The sequence below is a fragment of the Candidatus Brocadia sinica JPN1 genome, from assembly GCF_000949635.1.
GTDB classification, from domain to species: domain Bacteria; phylum Planctomycetota; class Brocadiia; order Brocadiales; family Brocadiaceae; genus Brocadia; species Brocadia sinica.
In genome coordinates this window covers 1689871-1714436 of sequence record NZ_BAFN01000001.1, presented here as the reverse complement: position 1 = coordinate 1714436, position 24566 = coordinate 1689871, and the positions used below count along the sequence as shown (strand labels likewise).

Below are 24566 nucleotides of genomic sequence, written 5' to 3'. Positions count from 1 at the left end.
AAAATTACTAAAAACAATTCGAATACTACTGTGTATAAGCCGATAAAAGTAACCGACATAGAATTGAGCCGTCCACTTGCAGATATTGAGGGCATGGATGGGTATGGGTCATTACAGGCATTGGTTCGTTTGCACGGCACGCCAATTGGGTACATCAAAATACCTGTTAGCGATGGTAAATGTACTGTGGCGGCGATTAGCAAGTCCATCCAGAGAAAGCATGGACATGCCATCATACGGCACCTTTTATATGATGGTCTGATGACGCTGCCACGACCGGGTGGATTACGCACAGGCGATCTGTCTGATATACCGCATCCGGTTTACAATGAACCACCACCATTGGTGACCGTTGCGGTCTGTACCCGTGACCGTGTTGCAGATCTTGCACAATGCCTTGACTCTCTCAGCCGCATTGATTACCAGAAACTGGACGTTCTCGTCGTTGATAATGCGCCGAACAGTACTGCAACCGAGCAATTAGTACGCACGAGTTACCCGAATATGCGGTATGTCCGTGAGCCTCGTCCTGGCCTCGATTGGGCACGCAATCGGGCAATCATCGAGTCCCGTGGAGAGATTATCGCCTACACCGATGACGACGTGGTGGTTGATTCAGGCTGGATTAAAGCCATTGCCGCTGTCTTCGCCGAAAATGCTGAGGTTATGGCTGTTACCGGGCTTGTGGTACCTTACGAGCTTGAGACCGAAGCCCAGCTACTCTTTGAGCAATGCGGTGGTTTCGGGAGAGGTTTTGAGCGCAAGTGGTGTCGGGTGAATATCGAAAGAGGTGAACGAGCGGCGTCCCTTCATGGAATTACGGGTAAGTACGGTACCGGGGCTAATATGGCCTACCGCCGTTGTCTGTTCGATCGAATTGGCTACTTCGATCCTGCATTGGATGTAGGCACTGTCACTAATGGTGGCGGCGACCTCGAGATGTTCTTTCGTGTGCTGAAAGCGGGATATTCATTGGTCTATGAGCCGGGGGCGATTGTGCGGCATTGTCACCGTCGCGATTATGCACACCTAAAAACTCAGCTTTCCACCTGGGGCACTGCCTTTTATGCGTACCTGACGCGCAGTATTCTTGCATATCCTGATGAACGGATTGCTTTTTTCCGGCTGGGGTTCCGCTGGCTTTTGCGGCAGATGCGCTCTTTGTTAATTTCCTCGGTGTATCCGTCGTACTTCCCTCGTGATATTCTCCTGGCCAGGCTAAAGGGTTCATTCCGCGGTTTGTACTGCTACAAAAAAGCACGACGCACCGCAGAAAAAATCACGCATAGATTTGGCCCCCTTACACAAGCGGCGTTGCCTGAGAAAATTATATCACGAAAGGTTACCCTCAAGAATCCGCATGCTGTCGCTGTGCGCACCGTAGATATTAGCCAACCACTGCGTGCGCTTACCGATGTAACTGACTACGCAAGCGTACGCGTGTTTGTAGTCAGGGATGGCAATTTACTGGGCAGTGTGGATATAGCGAATCGTCACCAGTCAGTGAGTGTAACCCGTCTTTGTGAGGCTATCGTTGATTGCTTTAACCTCAAGCTTCTCGAACTATATCATAATCCTGATGCAAATTCCATGCAGGCTGGCGTACTGTCAGCCTTAACCCGGCACTCTGTACCGACCAATGAGGGAATGGCATGCGAGACGGTAAGATTGCCGCTTGATATTACAGTCTCAGTCGTAATAGCAACACTTGACCGCCCTGACGATTTGCGCAGATGTTTAAACTGCCTCGTGTCTCAAGAAACTTCTCGCCAGGCCGAGATTATTGTCGTGGATCGTAATCCATCCTCTGGCCTGACTGCACCTGTGGTTGCTGAGTTTTCCGCGGTCATGCTGATAAACGAACCGTTCGGGGGGCTGGCTTGCGCCAGAAATAAAGGTTTCATGATGAGCAAGGGCAAGATTGTTATCACTATCAATGACGATGTGGCAATGCCGCCAGATTGGTTAGAAAAACTGGTTGCACCGTTTGGCCGCAGCGATGTTATGGTTGTTACTGGCAATATTTTGCCAGCCGAACTCGAAACCAGATCGCAAAGATTCTTTGATATCCACGAAGAATTCAGATACGGCTTTGAGCCATTGGAGGCAGACGGGGACTGGCTTAAATCGTTTTGGCGCCGCGCTGTACCCATAGGAAAGCTTGGCGCAACAACCAATGCAGCGTTACGTGCCAGTATCTTCAGAAATCCCGGAATAGGCCTGATGGACGAAACGCTGGGGCCTGGCACGCCTTCAGGTGGCGGCGAGGATGTATATCTCTTCTATAAGGTACTCAAGGCAGGCTATACACTTGTCTATGAGCCAGACGCTTATGTGTGGAGCAGGTATTACCCCAATATGCCGTCTCTGCGCCATCATCTTTACAACTATGGGAAGGGACAGGTTGCCTATCATCTTGCCACACTGATTTTCGATGGCGATTTGCGTGCACTGTTGCGACTGTTGCTAGAGTTGCCAATAACGCATCTCCGGCGGATCATACATCGCTTCTATGGCAGAAATATCTATCCGTTGCCACTTCTTATAATCGAAATTATTGGTAATCTAACCGGGCCTTTTGCATTCTGGCTGTCGCTCCGGCGTGCAGGGCGTGAAGGACACAGGAGACTATATATACCGGCAAACCAGGAATCGATAGCCATACCGGAGCAAATGCCCGATAAGGCAAATACACTCAGATGTTTTTAAAGACCGATACATCTCATATTCCATTTAGTTACTATTTTCTAAAATTTGTCTTGCGTCTTCAGTTGCATTATTATTTTATAATATTTTTGTAAATCTTCCGATATTATTACGTGAGAAGAATTTATAAGGGGGACCCTCCGGGGGGAGCTACAAGTGTCTAAAGTTAGTGTAATTATTCCTACCCATAATCGTTCAGAGCTTCTGTACTCTGCAATTACAAGTGTTTTAAATCAAACATTTCAGGATTTTGAGATAATCGTGGTAGATGATTGTTCCGGGGATAATACCCCGGAGATTGTGAGTAAACTGAATAACAAGAGAATAAAATATATACGTAACGAAATAAACAAAGGCGAAGCAGAGGCTAGGAATACCGGAATAATGAATTCCGATTCTGAATATATTGCATTTTTAGATGATGATGATGAATGGCTGCCAGAGAAATTGACATTACAGGTTGATTTATTAAAAAATAGCCCAACAAGGGTTGGTGTGGTGTATAGTGGCTATGTTGAAGTAGACTTAACAAGTCAGAAAATATTAAAAAAAAGGCGTCCTTCCAAAAAAGGCGATATTTATAAGTTTCTTCTTATCAAAAACTATGTTGGAGTGCCATCGACAGTTATGATACGGAGGATATGCTTTGAAAGAATAGGGTTGTTTGATAAAATGATACCCTACCCGACAGATTATGATCTGTGGATTCGCATTTCGAAAGAATTTTACTTTGAATATATTGAAAAACCCCTGGTAAAGTACCATATTCACAAAAACAATATTTCCGCTAATGCTAAGACAAGAATAAGGGGAATTGAATTAATGTTGGAAAGATACAGCAACATCTTTTCTTCTAATCGTAAAGCTTACAGTCAATATCATATTCGTCTTGGTGTGCTTTATTGCAGTAGTGAAAATACAAAGAAGGGCCGGAAATGTTTTTTATCAGCGATGAGAATCTATCCGGCAGAAATACGATCCTTTTTTCTCCTCTTGTTGTCCTTTTTGGGAACAAACAATTTTCGGAGATTGCAAAATTTCATGAAAAGGTTCTGACAATGATTAGTAAACGCCTGTTTAATACTCCATAGTAAATCTCCGGAGAAATGACAAAAGCCGGCAAGCATAGGTAGATTTATCTATTTTAAATTCCTTTTCTTTTGAAAGACGGCGGAACATCTCTTCCCTACCATCCTATTTGTTTGCTGCCAGGCAACTTTTCCTTCGGTTCATCAATCTCTTTTCTGCAATGCGGGCATATGGTGCTTTTTCTATACTTTCTTTGAATTTTCTCAGCAAAACCGGAAGTAAGTATCCCTGCTGGAACTGCAAGTGTTCCAATCCCCAGGAGAGCAATTATCGCCCCCAAAAACTTTCCCAGAGGAGTTACGGGATAAACGTCTCCATAGCCAACCGTGGTTAAGGTAGCCACCCCCCACCACATTGCCGCCGGGATACTCGAAAAGGCATCCGGCTGTGCCTCATTTTCAATAAAGTACATCAGGCTCGAGGTAATCACCAGCAGAATCAGTACCCCAAATATCGTAATTAGCAGCTCTTCCTTCTTTTCTCTCAGCACATTTCCCAGCATTCTCAAAGACTCAGAATATCTTCCCATTTTCAGGATGCGAAACAAACGAAAAAGCCGTAATGCCCTTATAAATCTCAAATCGAGGGGAAGAAACATCGGTACGTAGAATGGCAAAACCGCCATCAAATCCACAAGGGCAAAAGGTGTCACCGCAAATCTGATTCTCCCGTTAATAGCGCCATGAAACCGGGTGTCCACAGTACAAGTCCACATTCGGAAAAGGTATTCGAGAGTGAACACTGACACTGAAAACACCTCAAATGTTTTAAAAAAAATCACGTATTGAGATGAAAGACTTTCTACTGTTTCCAAAACAACGGCAAGGACGTTAAGGGAAATCAATGCCATAATGGAAAGATGGAATATCCTGTTAAATAAATTATCGTTTGATGATCCATCTAAAACAGCAAATATCCTGTCTTTTACTTCTTCAATCATTCTACCTCTTCAATTGTTAACAGAAATTTTACCAGACATCAGGCCGTATAAAATTTCCCTTCAACAAAACAGAAGTTACGATTCGCATCATAATGATTTATAGCTGTTTTGGATGGTAGCGGAAGTGACGCTTTTCAGGATAGCGCTGACTAATCCGGGAATGGTATATTCATCAGCCCGGATCGTAACGCGAAGTCCCACATCCTCCGCTGTTTGTGTGGTAATTGGGCCAATGCTGGCAAACTGCACGTGCCCATTCAACGCAGCAATGTTTTTCTCACCGACAATTTGCGCAAAATTCCTGACGGTCGAGGAGCTGGTAAACGTGATAATATGAATTTCTCCGTTTTTAATCTTGTCAACAAGATTGATATTCCTCGGTTGTGCCATGATGGTCTTGTAAGCTACTAAATCGGTCACCTCTCCCCCTAACTTTTGAAGCTCTTCGGGGAGAAAGCTTCTGGCAATATCTGCCCTAGGCAACAGGAATTTTTCGCCCTTTATACCCGTTATTTTCTTTAATTCCTCTACCACAGACTCCGCAACAAACTTCGGCGGTCTGCAATCGACCTTTATATGGTACTTTTCAATACCACCTTCTGTTGCCGGCCCAATAGCACAAACCTTAATGCCTTTAAGATCACGAATATCCTTTCCCAGTTCGAACAGCCGCTGAAAAAAAGCATCGGCACCATTGATACTCGTAAAAACAAGCCAATCATAGGATTGGATGCTGTTTATAGCTTCATCCAGGGGTTGAACAGCATCAGGTTTTGTAATCTCAATGGTAGGAAATTCGATGACCTGCGCGCCATGTTCGTATAATTGATCTGCAAATTCACTCGCCTGCTCCCTCGAACGTGTCACGACGATCGTCTTTCCGAATAACGGCTTGGTCTCAAACCAGTTGAGTTGTTCCCGCAGTTTTACTACTTCACCAACTATGGTAATTGCAGGCGGGCGGATATCCTTGGCTTTTTGTACAATTGTATCCAGCGTTCCCACCACCGTCTTTTGCTGTGGCGTGGTCCCCCATCGAATCACGGCAACAGGGGTATCTTTGGAACGGCCGTGTTTCATGAGCTGTCCGGTAATATACGGAAGGTTTTTGATCCCCATATAAAATGCGAGTGTACCGATTCCGGTGCTTATCTTTGCCCAATCGATTGAGCTTTCGTCTTTTGTGGGGTCTTCGTGCCCGGTGATTAGTCCAAAAGTGGAGGTAAAGTCACGATGGGTAACAGGGATACCTGCATAATTAGGAGTCGCGATGGCCGCAGTAATGCCAGGAACTACCTCAAAAGGCACGCGGTTTTCATGGAGCACCAGCGCCTCTTCTCCACCGCGTCCGAAGACGTACGGATCGCCACCTTTTAGCCGGGTAACTATTTTGTCTTCCAGCGCCTTTTTCACAAGCAATTGATTAATCTCGTCTTGTTCGAGGGTGTGCGCGCCTCCCTGTTTGCCGACATAGATAAATTCTGCATCAGGCCTGGCGGCTTTGAGGAGGTCTATGTTTACCAGATAATCATATATGATTACATCAGCTTTTTTTATACATTCCAGGCCTTTTACGGTAATAAGTCGTGGGTCACCCGGACCTGCACCCACAAGATATACAAGGCTGCGTTTCATCGAAACAAGACCTTTCTTAAGTATTTTTAATGCAAATTAAAATACTATAATATTGAAAAATTACGCATTAATCAACCACGTTTTATGGTTTTTGTGCAGGTTCTGTATAATAGGCCGTTTTTTCTGTTTTTGCCACGATTCTTTCCACAGCCTCAACCGCATTCGCTCTGACATCTTCGTTATTATTATTGATCAGACCATGGAGCGCGGAAAGCGCTTTGGGATTGCCAATCCTGCCCAATGCCCAGGCTGCAGAACCCACAACAGACGGTTCTTTATCCTTGAGCGCCCATATGAGTGAAGTAACCGCTCTTTCGTCGCCAATCCAACCAAGGATTTGTGCTGCACGTTCCCTTGCATACTTGTTAATTTCACGCAATGAGGCAATTAACGCCTTTGTTGAAGGACTACCAATCTTTACCAGCGCCCATCCCGCCCTGCGTCTCGTCACTTCCTCATTGTCGTTCAGCGCAGCTGTCAACAAAGGAATGGATTTTTCCCCAATCGCAGCCAATGCCCATGCAGCCTTTGTTCGTGCCCATATAGCGTCTTCCCCGGCATCAGTAACCAAAATCTTCGCCAGGATATTCATAGCCTTATCGCTGCCAATGTGCCCCAATGCCTCCACACAGCCACTTTTCACATACCAGCTTTTTTCTTTCGTAAGCAGAGTACTTAATGTGAAAACAGTACTTTGGTCTCCAAGTGTTCCGAAAGCCCGCGCTATATCATATTTTACATCCGGATCGGTTTCGGTCTTTAATGCTTCTGCAAGCGCCGGAACCGATTGTTTGGCGCCTAGTCGCTTTAGTGCAAGAACCGCTTCTCTGCGTACCGCAGTGTTTTTGTCTTTGAGAAGATCTTGTACGTATGCCGCAATACTATCATCACCGCAAAATCCGAGCGCCCAGGCAGCGTTTTGTTTTACCTGTGGTTTTTTATCTTCGAGAAGTTTTAAAAGAGGGGGCGCCGTGTACCTCTGCGGCAACACCATCAGCGCCATCGCAGCAGTCTTTGCTTTATCAGAGTCAGCGCCCTCCATTGTTTTTACCAGATTTTTTACTTGCCCCTGAAGATACCCAGCATTGTTGTTTGCGTCTTGCCGTGAACCGGAAATCTCTCTTTTTCCTGGCCTTCCCTTAACATTTATCTGGCTTTTCATATTCAGGATATCCATGGCAACACAGGGATAATCTACCAGGATAACATCCGCCCCTCTCTTGACACATTCCTTTATGGTCTTTCTGTCATCATTTTCGAGTATAACCGAAAATGCGTATTTCTTTTCCTCGTGTATCAGATTAATTTTTTCTTCAGCCATTTCCTCCGGCGATACAAAAACGAGTTCTTTCCCATAGGATTCTGCATCTTCCGTGTTAAGATTTCTCAGCGTCCCCCATAAATATACCTGCGAAGACATCCCAAACTTATTGACAAGATCCAACACTTGTTTTTCCAAACAAGCTTGTTTGGCATTCAGGATCAATTTGAGATCGTTAACTTTACAAAATTTCAGGACATCGGAAAGCAGGGGCACCCGTTCTTTCCTGAACGCAATGCCACGCCACAAACCGGCATCATATTGTTGTATCTCGGCATATAGCAACTGATCAACGCGCCCTTTCCCATCGGTTGTTCTATCGATCGTTTCATCGCACATCAATATAAGCTGATTATCTTTTGTTTGCCGAATATCAATTTCAATCCCATCGATACCTAACTCGGCAACCCTTTCTAATGCTGCAAACGTATTTTCCGGCACATCCTCTAATACGCCATGACGCGCAAAGATTTCAACCTGCCTGGTATCCTGTGCAAAAACCGATACCACCGGGAAGGTTAATAAAAAAGAAATCGCGATTGGAATATAACGCATCTGTTTATTTCTCCGAACTTTTTGTTTCTTTGCTGATGAGTTGCCAGTGTGGTCTGCCTTCCCAGGTAACCCGGTTTTTAGCCATATCAAAATATACCTTTTCTGAAAATGTTCGTGAGCCTTCCTTTCGTAATTCCGCATTTGGATTGCCTGTCAGTATAGCTACATTTTTTACTAAATCCCAGGTGAAGAGTGACCCTAACCCTTCACTGCCACTCAAACTCTTGCTAAAAAAATAGACATTGCCTGTGGCAATGATTTTCGTTATCTTATTGTCACGGCCCAGATAAGCATCGATCTGGTCGCCGTTCAACTTTTGCCCACCTCTCGTAACCTCCACCACTTCATAAAAGCTCGTTTTTTTTAATGCGTCATAATAGATCATTTTTTTAGCCCAGTTCACTTTTATATCTGTTTCCTCAGTATTTTCGTTAAAAAGTTTTTCTTCCCCCTTTTCATACAAACTTCCCTTGCCCTCACACAACACTTTCCTTCCATCCTCATAAAACAAAACCCTGGGGGCAAGAATTTGTCTTTTGTTTCCTTCTCTCAACAAAGCAAAGGGTTGCCCCCGTAAGATGGTGACCTTATTTTTTACATCCCAGGTGGCCTGATCTCCAACGGCCTCTTTGAATAAGTTGCCCTTCTTGTCAAGGATGTGTATTTTTTCTGTAGCCTTCAAAGTCTGCAGGTTATAATCATGATCGTTAAACGTTACTTTAAGATTATCACATGATAAGGTTGAATTTTCCTTCCTTACCTCAACATTCTTTTCAAAATTTGCCTCTCGTGTATCATCCAAAAAATTCATTTTCCCATCCCATTTCACACGAATATTTTTGTCGTCATTCCCTGTTTCCGCAAACGCCTTTTTTTTACCCTCTTTTTCTTTCATCGTAGCTTTTAAGCTACCGGAACTCGGAACGTCTATTTTACCCATATCCTTATAGAAAATCATTTTCTGCGCGTCAATATTCAGATTATCTTCGACAAATTCTGCCTTCTGCGCGTCTTCCAGAATTGCGCTTTGAGTATTGACATCCCAGGTCAAAAAACTTCCCTTGGCAATTTTTGTTCCTTGCGATGCGAGTACATTCCCGCTGGCGATGGCCTGTTTTGTTTTCTTTGTTTCCGGGTCAAGAAAAACGACCAGCTTGTCGGAAAAAACCGTCGAACTACCCTTTTTAATCTCAACATTGTCGTTAAACGTCATAATATTTGCATCGGGGTGTCTATCAAAAATAAGTTGTCCGCTCGAGCGGATAAAGGTTTTTTCGAATGGCATTTCTCTTGTACCATTTTCATCTGACTGATTCTGCGCAGTTTGCTGGGCGCTGTCCTGTGACAGAAAAAAGAGGTCGTTTTTAACACCATCCATTTCCATCTCCGCGTCTTTTTTGATCCACATCTTCTTATTAATAAGATCTATTTCACAGCCCTGTCCTACTATTTTTACACCCTTCCCATTGATGGCAACAGGGTCGTCGGTATATACAAACTTTTTCTCGGGTAAGTATCTCAAATAGTCGGTATTGAGCTGGGTTTCCGGATCGATATGAACAACCACATTATCGGAGAGATAACCTTCATCAGAGGTCTTATTCATCTCCCCCGTGTTGGATGTGATCAAAAAAGAATACGTTTCACTTTCAGGCCTTGTAGAATCCAGGACTTCAATTTCCGGAGCAATGATTTTATAGACATTATCATTCAGAAGGATGGTATTTTCTCCACGCATAATTACAACCTCTTTCCCCTGCTCGTCGTAATTTGGCATAGTCAGACCCTGTACTGTTTGCGTTACTGTGTCTGTACCAGTTATAGTGCTTATATTGCGAACCTGTTTTTGTGGGGAAGGAATTTCCTTTTGATTCCCAATCTCTTTTTTTGGCTTGGAGATAACGAGCGATCCGATGACAGAGAGTATGCAGGCAACGGGAATACCAATGAGTATGTATCTTCGAATGGTCATGGCAGTGTAAAAATAAAAAACACCCTTTATTATGATTTAATCATTTACTATAAAAATAGGGTTTTAATTGTTCTTCTGGAATATAACGACTGGCTTGTCTTACTATTGCACGCAATGTTCCTACGTCAAGTTCATCATGGGAAGGAATTGTTAATGTCTGCTTATCTCCGGCAGAACCAATACGTTTGAGTTTTATGTGGCTACCCCTTTGAGTAAAATGGCAAAACCAAATTTGTTTAAAATTGAAATAATTTCTTTTCCAGAAAGCCTTTTTAATTTAGGCGACATCAGCTATAGCTTCCAACTCCATAGTTACTAATAAAGTCGGATTAGGGGCTAAACCGAACTCAGATAAATCTTCATTTTCTAAATGAAGCCTTATTGCTTCTTCAAGATTATCAATTGTTTCATCCAGGGTTTTCCCCTGTGTAACAACAGCAATTTCATAACACTCTGCAATATAGTATTTTTCTCCTTTTCTAATAAATGCCTTAATCGTATGCTGAAGGTTTTTTATATTTTTAGAATTCACATTTTTTCTCCTTGTATATCAGGTTTCTTATATCGTATCGCTCCATAATGAGATGCCATTTATCCTGAAATTTAAGTATCTTTTCGGCAACCTCTCTCACTGCGCCGTGTCCTCCCCTTGCTTTTGTAACATAGTCAGATTGGCATTTAACAATGGGTGATGCATTGGCAACTGCAACAGGGAATCCCACGCGGTGGAGTATGGGAAGGTCGATAAGGTCGTCACCAATATAACACACTTCTTCATCACGAAGTGCATATTTCTCCATGATTTTTCCATAGGCATCTATTTTATCTTTGGCTCCCTGGTATACATCCTCAATACCCAGTTCCTTCGCACGATGTATGACAGCATCACAGGTCCTCCCGCTGATAATTGCGGTTTTGATCCCAGCGCGATGGAGATATGAAATGCCAGTGCCATCCAGCACACTGAATGCCTTTATTTCGCACCCTTGAGAATCAACATAAATGGTGCCATCCGTTAAAACACCATCAACATCAACAATGACGAGCTTTATATTTTTTATCAAATTAAATTTTAAAATCCAACCCCCAGTAAATCCTGTACGTCTATAATCCCGACAGGCGTGTTGGAGTCATCCACCACGGGAAGCTGATCGATTTTGTGATCTCTTAGTATCTTGTATGCCTCGGCGACTAAACAGTGGGCATGGATGACTTTGGGCGAACGCGTCATAACATCCTTCACGCTGCAATGCAAAAATGATATGCCATTTTTCAAATGCCTTCTCAGATCGCCATCAGTAAAAAATCCTACGAGTTTTTTCCGTTTATCAACAACACTCACAGCGCCCGGATTACCCGCTTTTTCTGTCATAATTGTAAGAACATCTAACAAAGGCATGTCCTCATCGGCCACCGGGTTCTCTTTATTCTTGCGCATGACCATTTCTACCGTAAGCAATTTTCTGCCAAGCTCCCCGCCCGGATGATAAAAGGCATAATCTTCTTTCCCAAGATTTCGTTTTTTAAAAACTGTAAGGGCCAATGCGTCACCGAGGGCGAGCATTGCAGTTGAGCTTGCCGATGGAGCAAGACCTAAATGGCACGGCTCCTTAATCTTTCCCATGTCAAGAACAACGTCACTGTGCTGGGCCAAAGAAGACTTGTTGTTTCCCGTCATGGCGACCACCTTTGCCCCAATCTGTTTCACCCAGGGCAAGAGCGTAACAACCTCTGTTTCACCGCTATTAGAAAGCGCCAGGACAATGTCGTTGGTAACAATGCGCCCAAGATCACCGTGCCTTGCCTCCGACGAATGTATCCAGTATGAAGGGGTTCCCGTGCTGGCCAGTGTAGCTGAAATTTTCTGGCCAATGATCCCCGCCTTCCCAATACCAGTAACTACCACGCGGCCTTTACAATTAAAGATTAAATTAACCGCCCTTTGAAAATTATGATCCAGACGGTTGATCAGATTTTTTATAGCTTCCGCTTCGAGGAATAGCACATCCTTTGCAAAGTCGATATCAGATAAAAGTTCTTCTTTCATCAGGTTATTTAGAATTCGATAAATTAGCGGATTGCAAGCGCCACAAGTCGCCAACAGGAGTTGGCTCCTACCTTACGTAACATGAAAATCCTTATACGTGAATTTATGACCACAAAACCTGCATAAACAAAATGAAAATTCCTACACAATCAAGTTTCGTATTGACAACATGAAATCGATGAATTTTCGTACGTAGTCTAATTAATTATAGTGGTCAATCCTTCAACATTCAAGAGAAAAGGATGGAACCATTGAGGGTAAAATACCGGTAAGGCTGAGCCTGCGACCAATGAAACAGAGGTATGAGGTAAGAAGAGAATATAATTCCACCTGATTAACAATACTTGCTATGGCAAGGGAGCAGAAAATAACACTGCAAATGTGTATTGACACGAAGCAACCCAAAACATTTTCCGGCCTATCCAAAATGGAGGCAATGTTTATGGATACACAAAAAAACCTTGCATTTACCGAAAACTTTCCCTAAGATTTATGAACATTCTGATATCCTGATTTATGGAAAGAATCCGCATTCATGACACGTAATGATTAGTATAAAACGCATTGGTGCCTGTTGATGAAGAGAATAATCTTTGCCTGTCTACTCTTTTTGATAGCCGTTTCATGTGCCACAACGCAGAAACCGGCGAAGGAGGAAGTTGACGCAAAACCTTCCGAGACAGAAAAAGATGTGGTTGTATCCGAATTTATCTTGGGTGTGGGCGACGAGGTGGAATTAACGGTATACAGACATGATGACCTTAATAAAAAAGTACGCATTCCGCCAGATGGAATAAATACATTTCCTCTCATTGGCGAAATTCACACAAAGGGAACGAGCATACACCAACTTCGGGGGAAAATTAAAGAGTCCCTTTCAGCTTACCTTATAGATCCCCAGGTAAGTTTAGAAATTACGTCATTTAAGGGCCAGAAGATCTTCATCTTAGGAGAAGTTCACAGCCCTGGGGTATATCAAGTTGATACGCCAACAACCATCATTGAAGCTATCGCAAAGGCAGGCGGATATACCCTGGACGGAAAATATAATAGTATCGTGTTAATCAGAGGCGGGCCTGAGAAACCGGAACTGAAGAGGCTTGATTTAAAAAAGACCTTCGCAACGGGAGATTTATCCCAAAATGTCTTCTTAAAAAGTGGGGATGTCGTGTATGTCCCGCGGACATTTATCTCTGATGTTGATCGATTCTTCAAGCACTTTGAGAATATTGTCCGACCTCTTGCATGGACTGAACAAGGTATCCTTTTGGGCGACCGCATAGACGAGGAGGTTTTTCATGGAAGAATAGACGTCTCACGGACGCCTATCGTAATCTCACCACCTTAGTATCTTCCATATCAAAAACTCTTTTAGTCGTGAGAAATATACTATGCAAACATTTCGACTCATTGCATTGACCCCCCCCTGCCTGCCAGACTCATCCATCGCAATTGCCGCCAGCAGGGCCGGGGAGATCGGAATTGTAGACCTTGAACATGTTAAAAATGAGCAAGAAGGACTTGACATCATTTCGCATCTTGCCAAATATACGAAAAAGGATTGTGGTGTTAAACTTGACACGGGAGACGGTCCTTTTGCAACCAGTGTAATACCCAAACTTCCTCAGCAGGTTAATGTGGCCATTCTGACCTGTGATAATCCTGAGATACTCAACAAGCATATCCAACTCCTCAGGCACAAAAATATTACCGTTCTCCTGGAAGTAACCTCTCTTGATCAGGCACGTCTTGGAAGTGCTATAGGAGTAAATGGGTTCATTGCCAAAGGAAACGAGGCCGGTGGGTGGGTGGGGGAAGAAACAAGCTTCATACTCCTTCAGCAATTATTGAAGCACATATCATTGCCTGTCTGGGTTCAGGGGGGCATCGGACTGCACACGGCAGCGGCTTGCAATGCGGCGGGAGCCGCAGGTGTGGTTTTGGATATACAGCTTGCATTAACCCGAGAGTCCTCCCTGCCGGAAACAGTCAAAACTGTCATAGCTCATATGGACGGTAGCGAAACAATCTGTATGGGAACTGAGACAGGCGGGGTCTGCCGGGTTTACTCCCGTTCGGGACTACCCGTCCTCCAGGATTTATCCAGCGTAGTAAATACCCTTGCCACAGACACTCGTCCCGGATCAGAAATTCTTGCTGTTTTGCGCTCGGAAATCAAGAAGCGAGCCGGATGGGGTGATCCGGGGCAACACATCTGGCTTCTTGGTCAGGACGCAGCCTTCGCCGCATCACTTGCCCAGCGATTCCACACCGTGGGAGGGGTATTGGATGGATTCCGGCAGACAATTGCCTCACATACCAGGACCGCTAAGACGATCCGTCCCCTTGATGAGGGATCTCCGCTGGCTCGCTCCCATGGCACGCGCCACCCGATTGTCCAGGGTCCGATGGCCAGAATTTCTGACACACCCGCATTCGCAGCCCGTGTGGCGGAAGAGGGGGCATTGCCTTTCCTTGCTATCTCCATGCTGGATGCACGGGAGATTAAGGATATGCTCGAAGAAACGAAAAAGCTGCTTGGTGACAAACCCTGGGGAGTAGGTATACTGGGATTCATATCCCCGGACCTCCTTCAGAGACAACTGGATGTTATCAGAACGTACAAACCACCCTTTGCGATCATTGCCGGCGGAAGACCCGACCAGTCCCATGCGCTCGAAAAGGAGGGTATTCATGCTTACCTGCATGTCCCATCACCCGGCTTACTCAGGATGTTCATCGAAAACGGGGTACGCCGCTTCATTTTTGAAGGGCGCGAGTGTGGAGGCCATGTGGGGCCACGGTCAAGCTTTGTATTGTGGAATCCAATGATCGATATACTCACCGAGTCGTTACACGGAAAAGACATGGCGAACTGCCACGTCCTCTTTGCGGGGGGTATTCATGACTCACTTTCCGCTTCTATGGTAGCAACTATGGCAGCCCCTTTGGCCGAACGAGGAGGAAAGATCGGTGTTCTCCTTGGTACAGCCTACCTATTTACTGAGGAAGCGGTGGCTACCGGAGCCATTGTCAAGTCCTTCCAGGAGGAGGCAATCCGGTGCACCAAAACCACTCTCATGGAGAGCGGACCGGGCCACGCCACCCGCTGCGTCGATACACCCTATACCAAGATATTCGCTCAGGAAAAGTTACGCTTGTCTGCTGAAGGGGCATCGGTTGAGAAAATCCGCAACACCCTCGAAGAACTCAATCTTGGCCGGTTGCGGGCCGCCTCTAAAGGTATTATCCGTAATCCACAACAAGGACAGGACGGAGGGGCACCGAAATATATCGTGCTCAGCGCTGAGGAACAGCACAATCAGGGCATGTATATGATCGGTCAGCTTGCGGCGCTCCGCGACCGAGCCTGCACGGTTAAGGATATTCATCACGAGGTCTCGGTCAAAGTTTCCGAACGACTGGCAGAGTTGGCTGAATTCCAGCCAATTCAGACTTTGGCCTATCGAAAGACAAAGCCCAGCGACGTTGCGATTATCGGCATGGCATGCATGTTACCAAAAGCGGGTACCTTAAAAACCTATTGGGAGAATATCCTCAATAAGGTCGATGCAATTACCGAGATTCCAAAAGACCGGTGGGATTGGCAACTTTACTTCAATCCCGATCGCAATGCCCGTGATAAGGTCTATTCCAAATGGGGTGGATTCATCGATCCCGTTCCGTTTAATCCAATCAAATATGGAATGCCACCCAACACCCTGTCCTCCATAGAACCACTTCAATTACTTACGCTCGAAGTGGTTCAAAAAGCAATTGAGGACGCAGGATATGCACATCGTCCGTTTCAGAGGGAAAGGACATCGGTAATTCTTGGCTCAAGCGGTGGCCTCTCTGATCTGGGACAGCTGTACTCTTTTCGATCCAATTTGCCCCTGTTTGTGAAAAATATCCCATCGGAAGCCCTGTCCAAACTTCCGGAATGGACAGAAGACTCCTTTGCAGGTATCCTTCTCAATGTAACCGCTGGTCGGGTGGCAAACCGCTTTGATTTTGGCGGGGTCAACTATACGATAGATGCGGCATGTGCTTCCTCTTTGGCCGCAGTATATATGGCAGTCAGGGAACTTGAAAATGAAACCAGCGATATCGTCATTGCCGGCGGGACCGACACGCTGCAAAACCCCTTTTCTTATCTCTGCTTCAGCAAGACCCAGGCGCTCTCGCCGCGCGGACGATGCCGGACCTTTGATGAAAGCGCCGATGGCATTGTGATCAGTGAGGGAATTGCTACCCTTGTCTTAAAACGCTTGTCCGATGCCGAACGGGATGGAGATCGGATCTATGCGGTAATCAAGGCCATTTCGGGTTCCAGTGACGGGCGGGACAAGGGGTTAACAGCCCCGCGACCTGAAGGCCAGGCCTTAGCATTGAAGCGGGCATACGAGAAGGCAGGGTTTTCTCCGGCAACCGTTGGTCTAATCGAGGCGCATGGCACAGGAACGGTGGCCGGTGACCGTGCGGAGATTGAAACACTCAAACGAATATTTGAAACTGCCGGTGCAGCCAGCCAGAGTTGTGCCATTGGGTCGGTCAAGTCAATGATCGGACACACGAAATCTACGGCGGGAGTAGCCAGCCTGATTAAGGTTGCACTCTCGCTTCATTACAAGGTGCTCCCCCCAACTATCGGAGTCGAAAAACCTAATTCAATTCTGGCAGGAAGCCCTTTCTACGTAAATACCAGGGCGCGTCCCTGGATTTGCGGAACCATGGATCAGCCGCGCCGGGCCGGCGTCAGCGCTTTCGGTTTTGGCGGAACGAACTTCCATGCTGTAATTGAGGAGTACACCGGGAATTTTTTATCCTCATCCCATGATTCTGCTTCCCATTGCTGGCCGGGCGAACTCTTCCTTTTGACGGGGCATTCCCGCAAAGAACTGACCGAGGCTATAGATAAGCTAAGTCAGGCACTATCGCATGGCGCCAGGCCGGCATTGCACGATCTGGCCTATACTTTGTGGAAACATTCCAAGAAAGATCATTCCGAAGTTAAACTGGCAATTGTAGCCAGCTCACTGGACGACTTACAGCAGAAATTAACCTCTGCCGGAGAAAATTTAAAGAAACCAGGGTGTAATCAAATCCAGGACCCAAAAGGCATCTATTTCACCGTGGAACCCCTTGGCAAGGGTAGCAAGGTTGCATTCCTGTTTCCCGGACAGGGCTCCCAGTACCCCGACATGCTTCATGATCTGGCAATTCTGTTCCCTGAAGTGCGGGAGCGGTTTGAACTGGCTGACCATACTCTGGCAGGCCGGTTCCCCCGGTCACTCAGCGCCTTTATCTTTCCACCGCCCTGTTTCAATCAGGAGGAAGAGCAAACCCGTCAGCGGGAGATTACAAAGACCAACATCGCCCAGCCGGCCATTGGTGCAGCAGATATGGGCTTATTCCACCTGCTGCAAACCTTCGGAATCAAGCCGAACATGGTTGCCGGACACAGCTACGGTGAGTATGTTGCGTTATGTGCCGCAGGCGTTTTCCGTGAAGAGATATTGTACACTCTTTCTGAGGCAAGAGGACGCTTCATCACGGAAATGGCAGGACAAGACCCCGGAACTATGATTGCCGTAGAGGCAGGGAGTGAGACAGTCAAAGAGATCATATCGCCAGTTGAGGGTGTATGGGTTGCCAATCTTAACGCCCCAAAACAAACGATCATTTCCGGAACAAGACCCGGCACAGAAGAGGCTGTAAAACGTCTGAAATCGCAGGGGATACGGACCCGTTCCATACCTGTCTCCTGCGCATTTCATTCGCCATTGATGGCTCCGGCACGGGAACAACTGGCAGGGTTCCTCTCAACCATCGAAGTCGTTACTCCAAAACTGGATGTCTTTTCCAACACCACTGCGGCGCCCTATCCTCAGCACCCGAAAGACATTACCGCCCTTCTGAGCAAACATCTGGTACAGCCGGTAGAGTTTGCGGGCGAAATCGGGGCAATGTACGGTGCAGGCGCCCGCATTTTTATAGAAGTTGGACCGCGCAATGTACTCACAGGACTGACGCATCAGATTCTTGAAGGTCAATCCTATCTTGCTGTGGCATTAAATATATCTGGTCGGTCAGGCATCATTCAGCTTTTACACGCATTAGGGCAACTGGCGGTTCACGGAGTGCATCTCCAGCTTGATCGCCTCTATCAGGGGAGGGAGGCACGCCAGCTCAGGCTCGATGCGCTCGCCGAAGAGACCGGGGAACAACCGCTCCCTCTTACAACCTTGCTGGTTGATGGCAGCCGGGTTCGTCCCCTTCGTGAAACGGCTCAAGCAAGGCATGGGCAAACCGCAGGGACATATAGCAATACGCCCATACAGTCAATACCACCCGGTAATATTGAAATTCCTACTTCAACCGAAGAAGACAGAAACGTCATTCTCCAGTTCCAGAAATTGATGAACCGGTTCCTGGAGGTGCAACAACAGGTCATGCTTGCTTATCTCCGGGGCTCAAATGGTGGTCAAATTCCAGAATCCGAAGTTTCAGCCTTATTCAAATTCATGGACAATATGTCTCCTCAGGCACGAACATCCCCCCTTTCTCAATCGGCGGAACATTCACCGCTGTTGCCTAAGGAACCTGAACCCATTCCTGGTCAGGAACAGAAGCCTTCTTTTGACAAAGAGCAACTGACAACGCAACTCCTCCAGATTGTAAGCGAGCGCACTGGCTATCCACCGGAGATGCTTGGCCTGGATCTCAATATTGAAGCCGATCTGGGTATTGATTCTATCAAACGGGTCGAGATCCTGGGCGCCCTCCAGCATGCTTACCTCTCCAATTATGGAGAGACACAGATGGCAATGGAGGAACTGACGAAAATCAAGACCCTGCGGGGTATCATAGACTATATCAGTAATATCTTTCAATCTCAGCCTGAGACAAGACCAGATAAGCCAGCCACTGACCAACAGGCAGCTGTAACCACCCAGACCTCTTCTGACTTGAAACAACGGCCTTCTTTTGATACAGAACGGTTGACAACACAGCTCCTCCAGATTGTGAGCGAGCGTACCGGCTATCCACCGGAGATGCTTGGCCTGGATCTCAATATTGAAGCCGATCTGGGTATTGATTCCATTAAACGGGTAGAGATCCTCGGCGCCCTCCAGCGTACCTATCTTTCCGGTTATGGAGAGACACAGATGGCAATGGAGGAATTGACGAAAATCAAGACCTTACGCGGCATCATTGACTATATCAGTAACTCCTTCCAATCTCAACCTGATATGAAAGCAGATAGGGCAACTCTTCATCGTCAGGAAGTTGCACATACTCAGACCTTTTCCGAAGTAAGTACTGATATAGCCGAAGTCTCCCGTTGTCTCCTGACGACCGTTAATGCCCCATTCAGTAATCGACCATTGAAATTAACTCCGGATTCAGTCTTCATCATTACCGACGACGAGCAGGGAATTGCCAGTACCCTGTCAGACAAACTCAGAAATCTCGGCGGGCATGTTATTCTCGTTCGAATGGGTAATAAAACCACTGAAACGGAAACAAACCTTTACACGACAGACCTGACTAATCCAACAGCGGTACACGATCTTATAACCCTTATTCGTAAGAAAGGTGGATCAATCACTGGTATCATACATCTCCTTCCTTTGAAGAAAGGAATATCCTTTGAAGAGATGGATATGAAAAATTGGAGGGATCGCATTCGTCTGGAAGTCAAAAGCCTCTTCTACCTTACAAAGGCTGCCGGTCAAGACCTGAAACGGGCTGCTGAAACGGGAGGTGGTTGGCTGATAGCAGCAACCGGCATGGGCTGTGCGTTCAATAACAATACGAAGGAGTTTGTACCTTTTTCCCCAGACCAGGGTGGAATTGCCGGACTGATCAAGACATTAACCTTAGAATGGCCACGTGTCTGTTGCAAGGTAATTCATTTAGGCAAAGAAGAAAAACAGAATCCAGCTATAGCAGATAATCTGCTCTGTGAGATGACCGGTAATAGCAAACAGGCCGAAGTTATCTACAGGGATTCGCATCGATTTATTCTTAAGCCCAGGAAAGTTCTCCCGGATCAGAACGCACCGGACAATCTGACCATTGATTCAAACAGTGTCATACTTATTACCGGTGGCGCAAAAGGCATCACAGCTGAGGTGGCATGCGAACTGGCAAAGCTCTACCAACCTACCCTTGTGCTGGTGGGGCGTGCACCACTCCCTGCACCTCATGAGCCACCTGAGACCGCAAGACTCACCTCACCACAAGACTTGAAAGCGGCTTTCATCAATCGGATGCGACAATCAGGGCAGTCAGTTACTCCTGTACAGGTCGAAGCCGCCTACTCTCATTTATTACAAGAAAGAGAGATGCGGGATAACCTGTCAGCAATGCAGCAAGCTGGGGCAACAGTACGTTATTATCAGGTAGATGTCTGCAACGAAGAGGCCTTTAGCAACCTCATCAATGAGATTTATCGTTCTTATGGCAGGCTGGATGGCGTCATTCACGGCGCCGGAGTTATTGAAGATAAGCTGCTTGAAGATAAGACCCCCGATTCTTTCGATCGGGTCTTTCATACAAAAGCCGATAGCGCCTTCATCCTCAGTCGTAAACTTCGACCCGATTCGCTCAAGTTCCTGGTTTTTTTCTCTTCAGTAGTCGGGTGTTTTGGCAACTGTGGTCAGAGCGATTACGCTGCCGCAAACGAAGTGCTGAATAAACTGGCGGCTTACCTGGACAGCCGATGGCCTGGGCGGGTTGTGGCGATCAATTGGGGTCCGTGGGATAAGACAGGAATGGTTTCAGCGGAAGCGAAAAGACAGTTTGCTGGGCGCGGTGTGCAACTCATTTCACCCCTCACAGGCCGGCGATTGTTCGATGAGGAACTCCGATTGGGCAGGAAGGGTGAAACCGAAGTCGTTGTTGGAAACGGGCCATGGTCCGATTTTGAGGTCGAACAAATGGCCTCTCCTCCAAACACATTTCCTCTCCTTGATGGTGCACCACTGCGGCTGGTAAGTGATGGTACCGTTGAGTTTGTCCGGGCGCTGGATCCGGCATTTGATTTATACTTGCATGACCATCGTCTTGATGGAAAGCCTGTGTTGCCGATGACTATGGCAATGGAGTTGATGGCAGAGGTCGCTCAAAAGGGATGGCCGGAGTGGGAGATTGCGGGTATTCAATCCCTTGCTCTCATTCGGGGAATTGTTATGGATAATGGCTCCCGTGATATCCGTATCGTAGCTCAACCACAAACTTATTCCTCCCATGAAAATCTGACTCGCGAGATAAAAATGGAAATTTACGAATTGAATAAGCCGAGTCATCCCTGTTACCGCGCAATAGTCCAGATAGGGAAGCGGCTTCCATCTCCCCCACTGTACGATTCCGGTGTACTCTGCGGGCTTCGTCCATTTCCCATGACAGTAGATGACATGTACCGGCGCTGGCTGTTCCATGGTCCTTGTTTTCAAGGCATATCAACGATTGAAGGAATCAATCAACAGGGGATATGTGCATTCCTTCTTCCGTCGCTACCAGACCAATGCCTCAATCAGAATACCGGCAGCCGATGGCTGATCGATCCGGTACTCCTTGACTGTAGCTTACAGCTCGCTATCCTGTGGGAGCGTTTCCATTACGATATGACACCGCTTCCTACCGGTTTTAAATCTTACCGCCGTTTTGGTTCTCCTTCTGATTCACCGGTTCGGTGTTCTCTGGAGGCATATCCCCGCAGTGGCGGGCATATTCTTTCAGTGAATATTTACTTCCTCGATACTGCCGGCCGGATGCTGGCTTTCATGGAGGGGGTAGAAGCTTCCTGCAGCAAAGCACTGAATCGGCTCGCCGGTGTTGCTACACCAGTCAGAGGAAACAACGAATGAATTTTCCTCACCACTGGGATACAGAGGTCTTCATCATTCAGGGAGAGTCGCGCCATGACCTGATGAAAGCAGTCGACCGGCTCTGCCGGTTTATCTCAGGCAACCCCGCGCTAGAACTTAAGGATCTGGCTTTCACTCTAAACTGCCCTTTGCAGGAATCCGGATGCCGCCTTGCGATCGTTGCAAATTCCCTGCAGGATTTAGAAAAAAAACTGAACCATAGCCTTAAACAATTGGAGAATCCTCGCTGCAACAGGATTAAGGACAAAGGCGGAATATTCTTTTTTGAAGAACCTTTAAGCAGGGAAGGAACCCTCGCCTTTCTTTTTCCAGGGGAGGGATCGCAATATGTCAATATGCTAGCCGATCTATACCAGCATTTTCAGGATGTTAGGGCTTGCTTCGATCGGATCGACCGGGCATTTCTTAACAACAAGAGGAATATACTGCCCAGTCAGATAATATTTCCTCCGCCCCATGCTCAATCCTCACGGTTTGACACCTCTGAGCAAATTCTCTGGCAAATGGACTTTGCCGTGGCAGCGGTTTTTATTGCGAACCAGGCGCTCTTTACTTTACTTGATTACCTGGAAATCCGGCCTGATGCAATGGTTGGTCACAGTAGCGGAGAGTTCGTAGCGCTGATGGCTTCAGGTGCTGTTGATCTCCAAAATGAGGAGCAGGTTATTCAACTCGCCCTTGATTTATTACGCATACATGAATCCTTAAAAGAAAAAATCCCCGATGCAAGACTCCTGGCAGTAGGCGCTGCAAATCCCTCAGTGGTGGATTCAGTGGCAGCTGAAAGCGGAGGATTGCTCCATGTGGCTATGGATAATTGCCCGCATCAGATAGTCCTCTGCGGGTCCGAAACAACCATAGCCAGTGTAACGAATCGGCTACAATCTCAGGGGGCCATATGTAACCTGTTACCGTTTCATCGCGCCTATCATACCCCCCTCTTCAAGCCCGTATGCGACCAATTTTTCCCCTTCTTTCAGGCGCTCAAAATCGTCTCTCCCCGCATCCCCATTTACTCCTGTGCGACAGCACAATCACATCAGGATGATCCGGAGGAAATCCGGCGGCTTGCAGTTGAACAGTGGTGCCGGCCGGTACGTTTTCACGAGACAATAAATGCAATGTACGCAGACGGGGTACGAATATTTGTCGAGGTAGGACCCAGGGGAAATCTGACCAGCTTTGTTGATGATATCCTGCAAAATCGCCGCTACATAGCCGTACCGTCGAATGTCTCACAGCGTTCAGGTATAACACAGATCAATTATATGATTGGGTTGCTGGCTGCTCATGGTGTCCGTATGCGTCTTGATTATCTCTATGCACACCGGGCGCCGGAAAGGTTATCATTTGGCGTAGTGGATAAACAAGGAGAAAAGCCAGGAAAGAAACCGGAATCAGCCAGGTTGACGCAGAAACTGCCTGTATTGCAACCAGCATCAGGGAGTAAACCCTATACATCAGACGCACTACCTTATTCGAGTTTTTCTTTAGCGCCAAAGGTTCTCCAATCTCAGAGCAGTTCCCGATCCAGGGCTATGCTGGATCATTTGCAGATGATGGAACAATTTCTGGTTACACAGCAGGAAATCATGACATCATTTCTGGCCGGATCATATAAAATCCCCTGTGATACTATGATCAGCGCCCCATGGCCTCAGATCGTCTCTCATTTACCGTCCTCATTGGGGTTCCAGTGCTGCCGTATCTCTGAAACAGGAGATGAGAGCCTGCTTCACACATTGATTCCCGGCGTTCTCAGTCACCGGGAACTGGAGGTATGGCTTCGTCTTTCCGGACCGGAGAAACGCCGTATGGAATGGTTGCTTGGCAGACTGGCAGCAAAGGATGCAGTGCGTCTCTTCCTGAAAGATCAGTACCAGTTGAAGGCAAATCCGGCAGACATAGAAATTACCACAGACAAGCATGGGCGCCCCCTTGCTGGCGGGGAACTCATCGGGAAGTTAGACTGCCGCTTAACCATTTCCATTACCCATTCGGGAAGAAGCGCAGCAGCCGTAGCCGGTAAGTGTGGTAATCATCTGGGTGTAGGTATTGATATGGAGTCAGTTGGCCAGAATCATGAGGGGCTGGAAAGAATCGCCTTATCAGCGAAAGAACAGATGCTCCTTTCCGCAGTTCCAGTATCAAAAAGAGAACAATGGATTTTAAGGCTTTGGTGCGCCAAGGAAGCGGCAGCGAAAGCCCTTGGCCGTGGAATGGCAGGAAATCCCCTCAATCTGTTCGTTCAGAAGATTGATGCAGAATCAGGTGAAGTATCATTGGCGCTTTCCGGAGAATTAGCGAGGCAATTGAACGATTACAAGGATATGAGTTTTACTGCCCATACACGGCATGATGGCGATTTCATTTTTGCGATTTCAATGGTGTAAAACAATTCA

General features: G+C 46.6%; 13 protein-coding genes. 5 read left to right on the top strand and 8 right to left on the bottom strand.

What is annotated here, in order from left to right:
• Positions 1-30 precede the first annotated feature (30 nt).
• Complete coding sequence (locus BROSI_RS07635) at positions 31-2709, top strand: glycosyltransferase family 2 protein (protein ID WP_052563149.1); 2679 nt, start codon at positions 31-33, stop codon at positions 2707-2709.
• A gap of 153 nt (positions 2710-2862) precedes the next feature.
• The gene (locus tag BROSI_RS07630) at positions 2863-3762 is read left to right on the top strand and encodes a glycosyltransferase family 2 protein (protein WP_052563148.1); all 900 of its coding nucleotides are present in this window, start codon (positions 2863-2865) and stop codon (positions 3760-3762) included.
• A gap of 130 nt (positions 3763-3892) precedes the next feature.
• Here the strand turns inward: BROSI_RS07630 and BROSI_RS07625 are convergent, their stop codons facing one another.
• The 8 genes from BROSI_RS07625 to BROSI_RS07595 all read right to left on the bottom strand — a co-directional run bounded on the left by BROSI_RS07625 (position 3893) and on the right by BROSI_RS07595 (position 12265).
• Positions 3893-4735 (bottom strand): ion transporter, encoded by an 843-nt coding sequence (locus BROSI_RS07625; protein ID WP_052563147.1) that lies wholly within the window; start codon positions 4733-4735, stop codon positions 3893-3895.
• An 87-nt stretch (positions 4736-4822) separates the two neighbouring features.
• A complete protein-coding gene (gene cobA / locus BROSI_RS07620; protein WP_052563146.1) occupies positions 4823-6370 on the bottom strand; it encodes a uroporphyrinogen-III C-methyltransferase in 1548 nt (515 codons plus the stop codon).
• 82 nt (positions 6371-6452) lie between these two features.
• Positions 6453-8246 carry a HEAT repeat domain-containing protein gene (locus BROSI_RS07615; protein ID WP_052563145.1) on the bottom strand — a complete coding sequence of 598 codons (1794 nt, stop codon included), beginning with the start codon at positions 8244-8246 and terminating at the stop codon, positions 6453-6455.
• Between the two features lie 4 nt (positions 8247-8250).
• Entirely contained in the window at positions 8251-10218 is a 1968-nt protein-coding gene (gene lptC / locus BROSI_RS07610; RefSeq protein ID WP_052563144.1) for an LPS export ABC transporter periplasmic protein LptC, read from the bottom strand.
• Positions 10219-10258: 40 nt separating this feature from the next.
• Entirely contained in the window at positions 10259-10399 is a 141-nt protein-coding gene (locus BROSI_RS21300; RefSeq protein ID WP_420886072.1) for a type II toxin-antitoxin system HicA family toxin, read from the bottom strand.
• A 96-nt stretch (positions 10400-10495) separates the two neighbouring features.
• A complete protein-coding gene (locus tag BROSI_RS07605; protein ID WP_200891718.1) occupies positions 10496-10750 on the bottom strand; it encodes a type II toxin-antitoxin system HicB family antitoxin in 255 nt (84 codons plus the stop codon).
• Positions 10740-11282: a KdsC family phosphatase gene (locus tag BROSI_RS07600; RefSeq protein WP_230400656.1), complete on the bottom strand. Its 543-nt coding sequence runs from the start codon at positions 11280-11282 to the stop codon at positions 10740-10742. Before BROSI_RS07600 ends, BROSI_RS07605 begins: the two co-directional genes overlap by 11 nt.
• 8 nt (positions 11283-11290) lie before the next feature.
• On the bottom strand, positions 11291-12265 hold the full coding sequence (locus BROSI_RS07595) for a KpsF/GutQ family sugar-phosphate isomerase (protein WP_052563142.1): 975 nt from the start codon (positions 12263-12265) through the stop codon (positions 11291-11293).
• Positions 12266-12842: 577 nt separating this feature from the next.
• On the opposite strand from BROSI_RS07595, the gene BROSI_RS07590 reads away from it, so the two are divergent.
• From BROSI_RS07590 to BROSI_RS07580, 3 genes are read left to right on the top strand one after another with little or no spacing between them, the layout of a single operon-like run.
• Positions 12843-13613 (top strand): polysaccharide biosynthesis/export family protein, encoded by a 771-nt coding sequence (locus BROSI_RS07590; RefSeq protein ID WP_052563141.1) that lies wholly within the window; start codon positions 12843-12845, stop codon positions 13611-13613.
• Positions 13614-13656: 43 nt separating this feature from the next.
• Entirely contained in the window at positions 13657-22143 is an 8487-nt protein-coding gene (locus tag BROSI_RS07585) for a type I polyketide synthase (protein ID WP_052563140.1), read from the top strand.
• Positions 22140-24557, top strand: coding sequence for a type I polyketide synthase (locus tag BROSI_RS07580; protein WP_052563139.1), 2418 nt, complete (start codon positions 22140-22142; stop codon positions 24555-24557). The genes BROSI_RS07585 and BROSI_RS07580 overlap by 4 nt, the downstream gene beginning before the upstream one ends.
• Positions 24558-24566: the final 9 nt, after the last annotated feature.

Coding starts and splice junctions, on each gene's coding strand:
- BROSI_RS07580 (WP_052563139.1), top strand. CDS start 22,140: ATGAATTTTCCTCACCACTGGGATACAGAGGTCTTCATCATTCAGGGA.
- cobA (WP_052563146.1), bottom strand. CDS start 6,370: ATGAAACGCAGCCTTGTATATCTTGTGGGTGCAGGTCCGGGTGACCCA.
- BROSI_RS07585 (WP_052563140.1), top strand. CDS start 13,657: ATGCAAACATTTCGACTCATTGCATTGACCCCCCCCTGCCTGCCAGAC.
- BROSI_RS07595 (WP_052563142.1), bottom strand. CDS start 12,265: ATGAAAGAAGAACTTTTATCTGATATCGACTTTGCAAAGGATGTGCTA.
- BROSI_RS07625 (WP_052563147.1), bottom strand. CDS start 4,735: ATGATTGAAGAAGTAAAAGACAGGATATTTGCTGTTTTAGATGGATCA.
- lptC (WP_052563144.1), bottom strand. CDS start 10,218: ATGACCATTCGAAGATACATACTCATTGGTATTCCCGTTGCCTGCATA.
- BROSI_RS07615 (WP_052563145.1), bottom strand. CDS start 8,246: ATGCGTTATATTCCAATCGCGATTTCTTTTTTATTAACCTTCCCGGTG.
- BROSI_RS07590 (WP_052563141.1), top strand. CDS start 12,843: ATGAAGAGAATAATCTTTGCCTGTCTACTCTTTTTGATAGCCGTTTCA.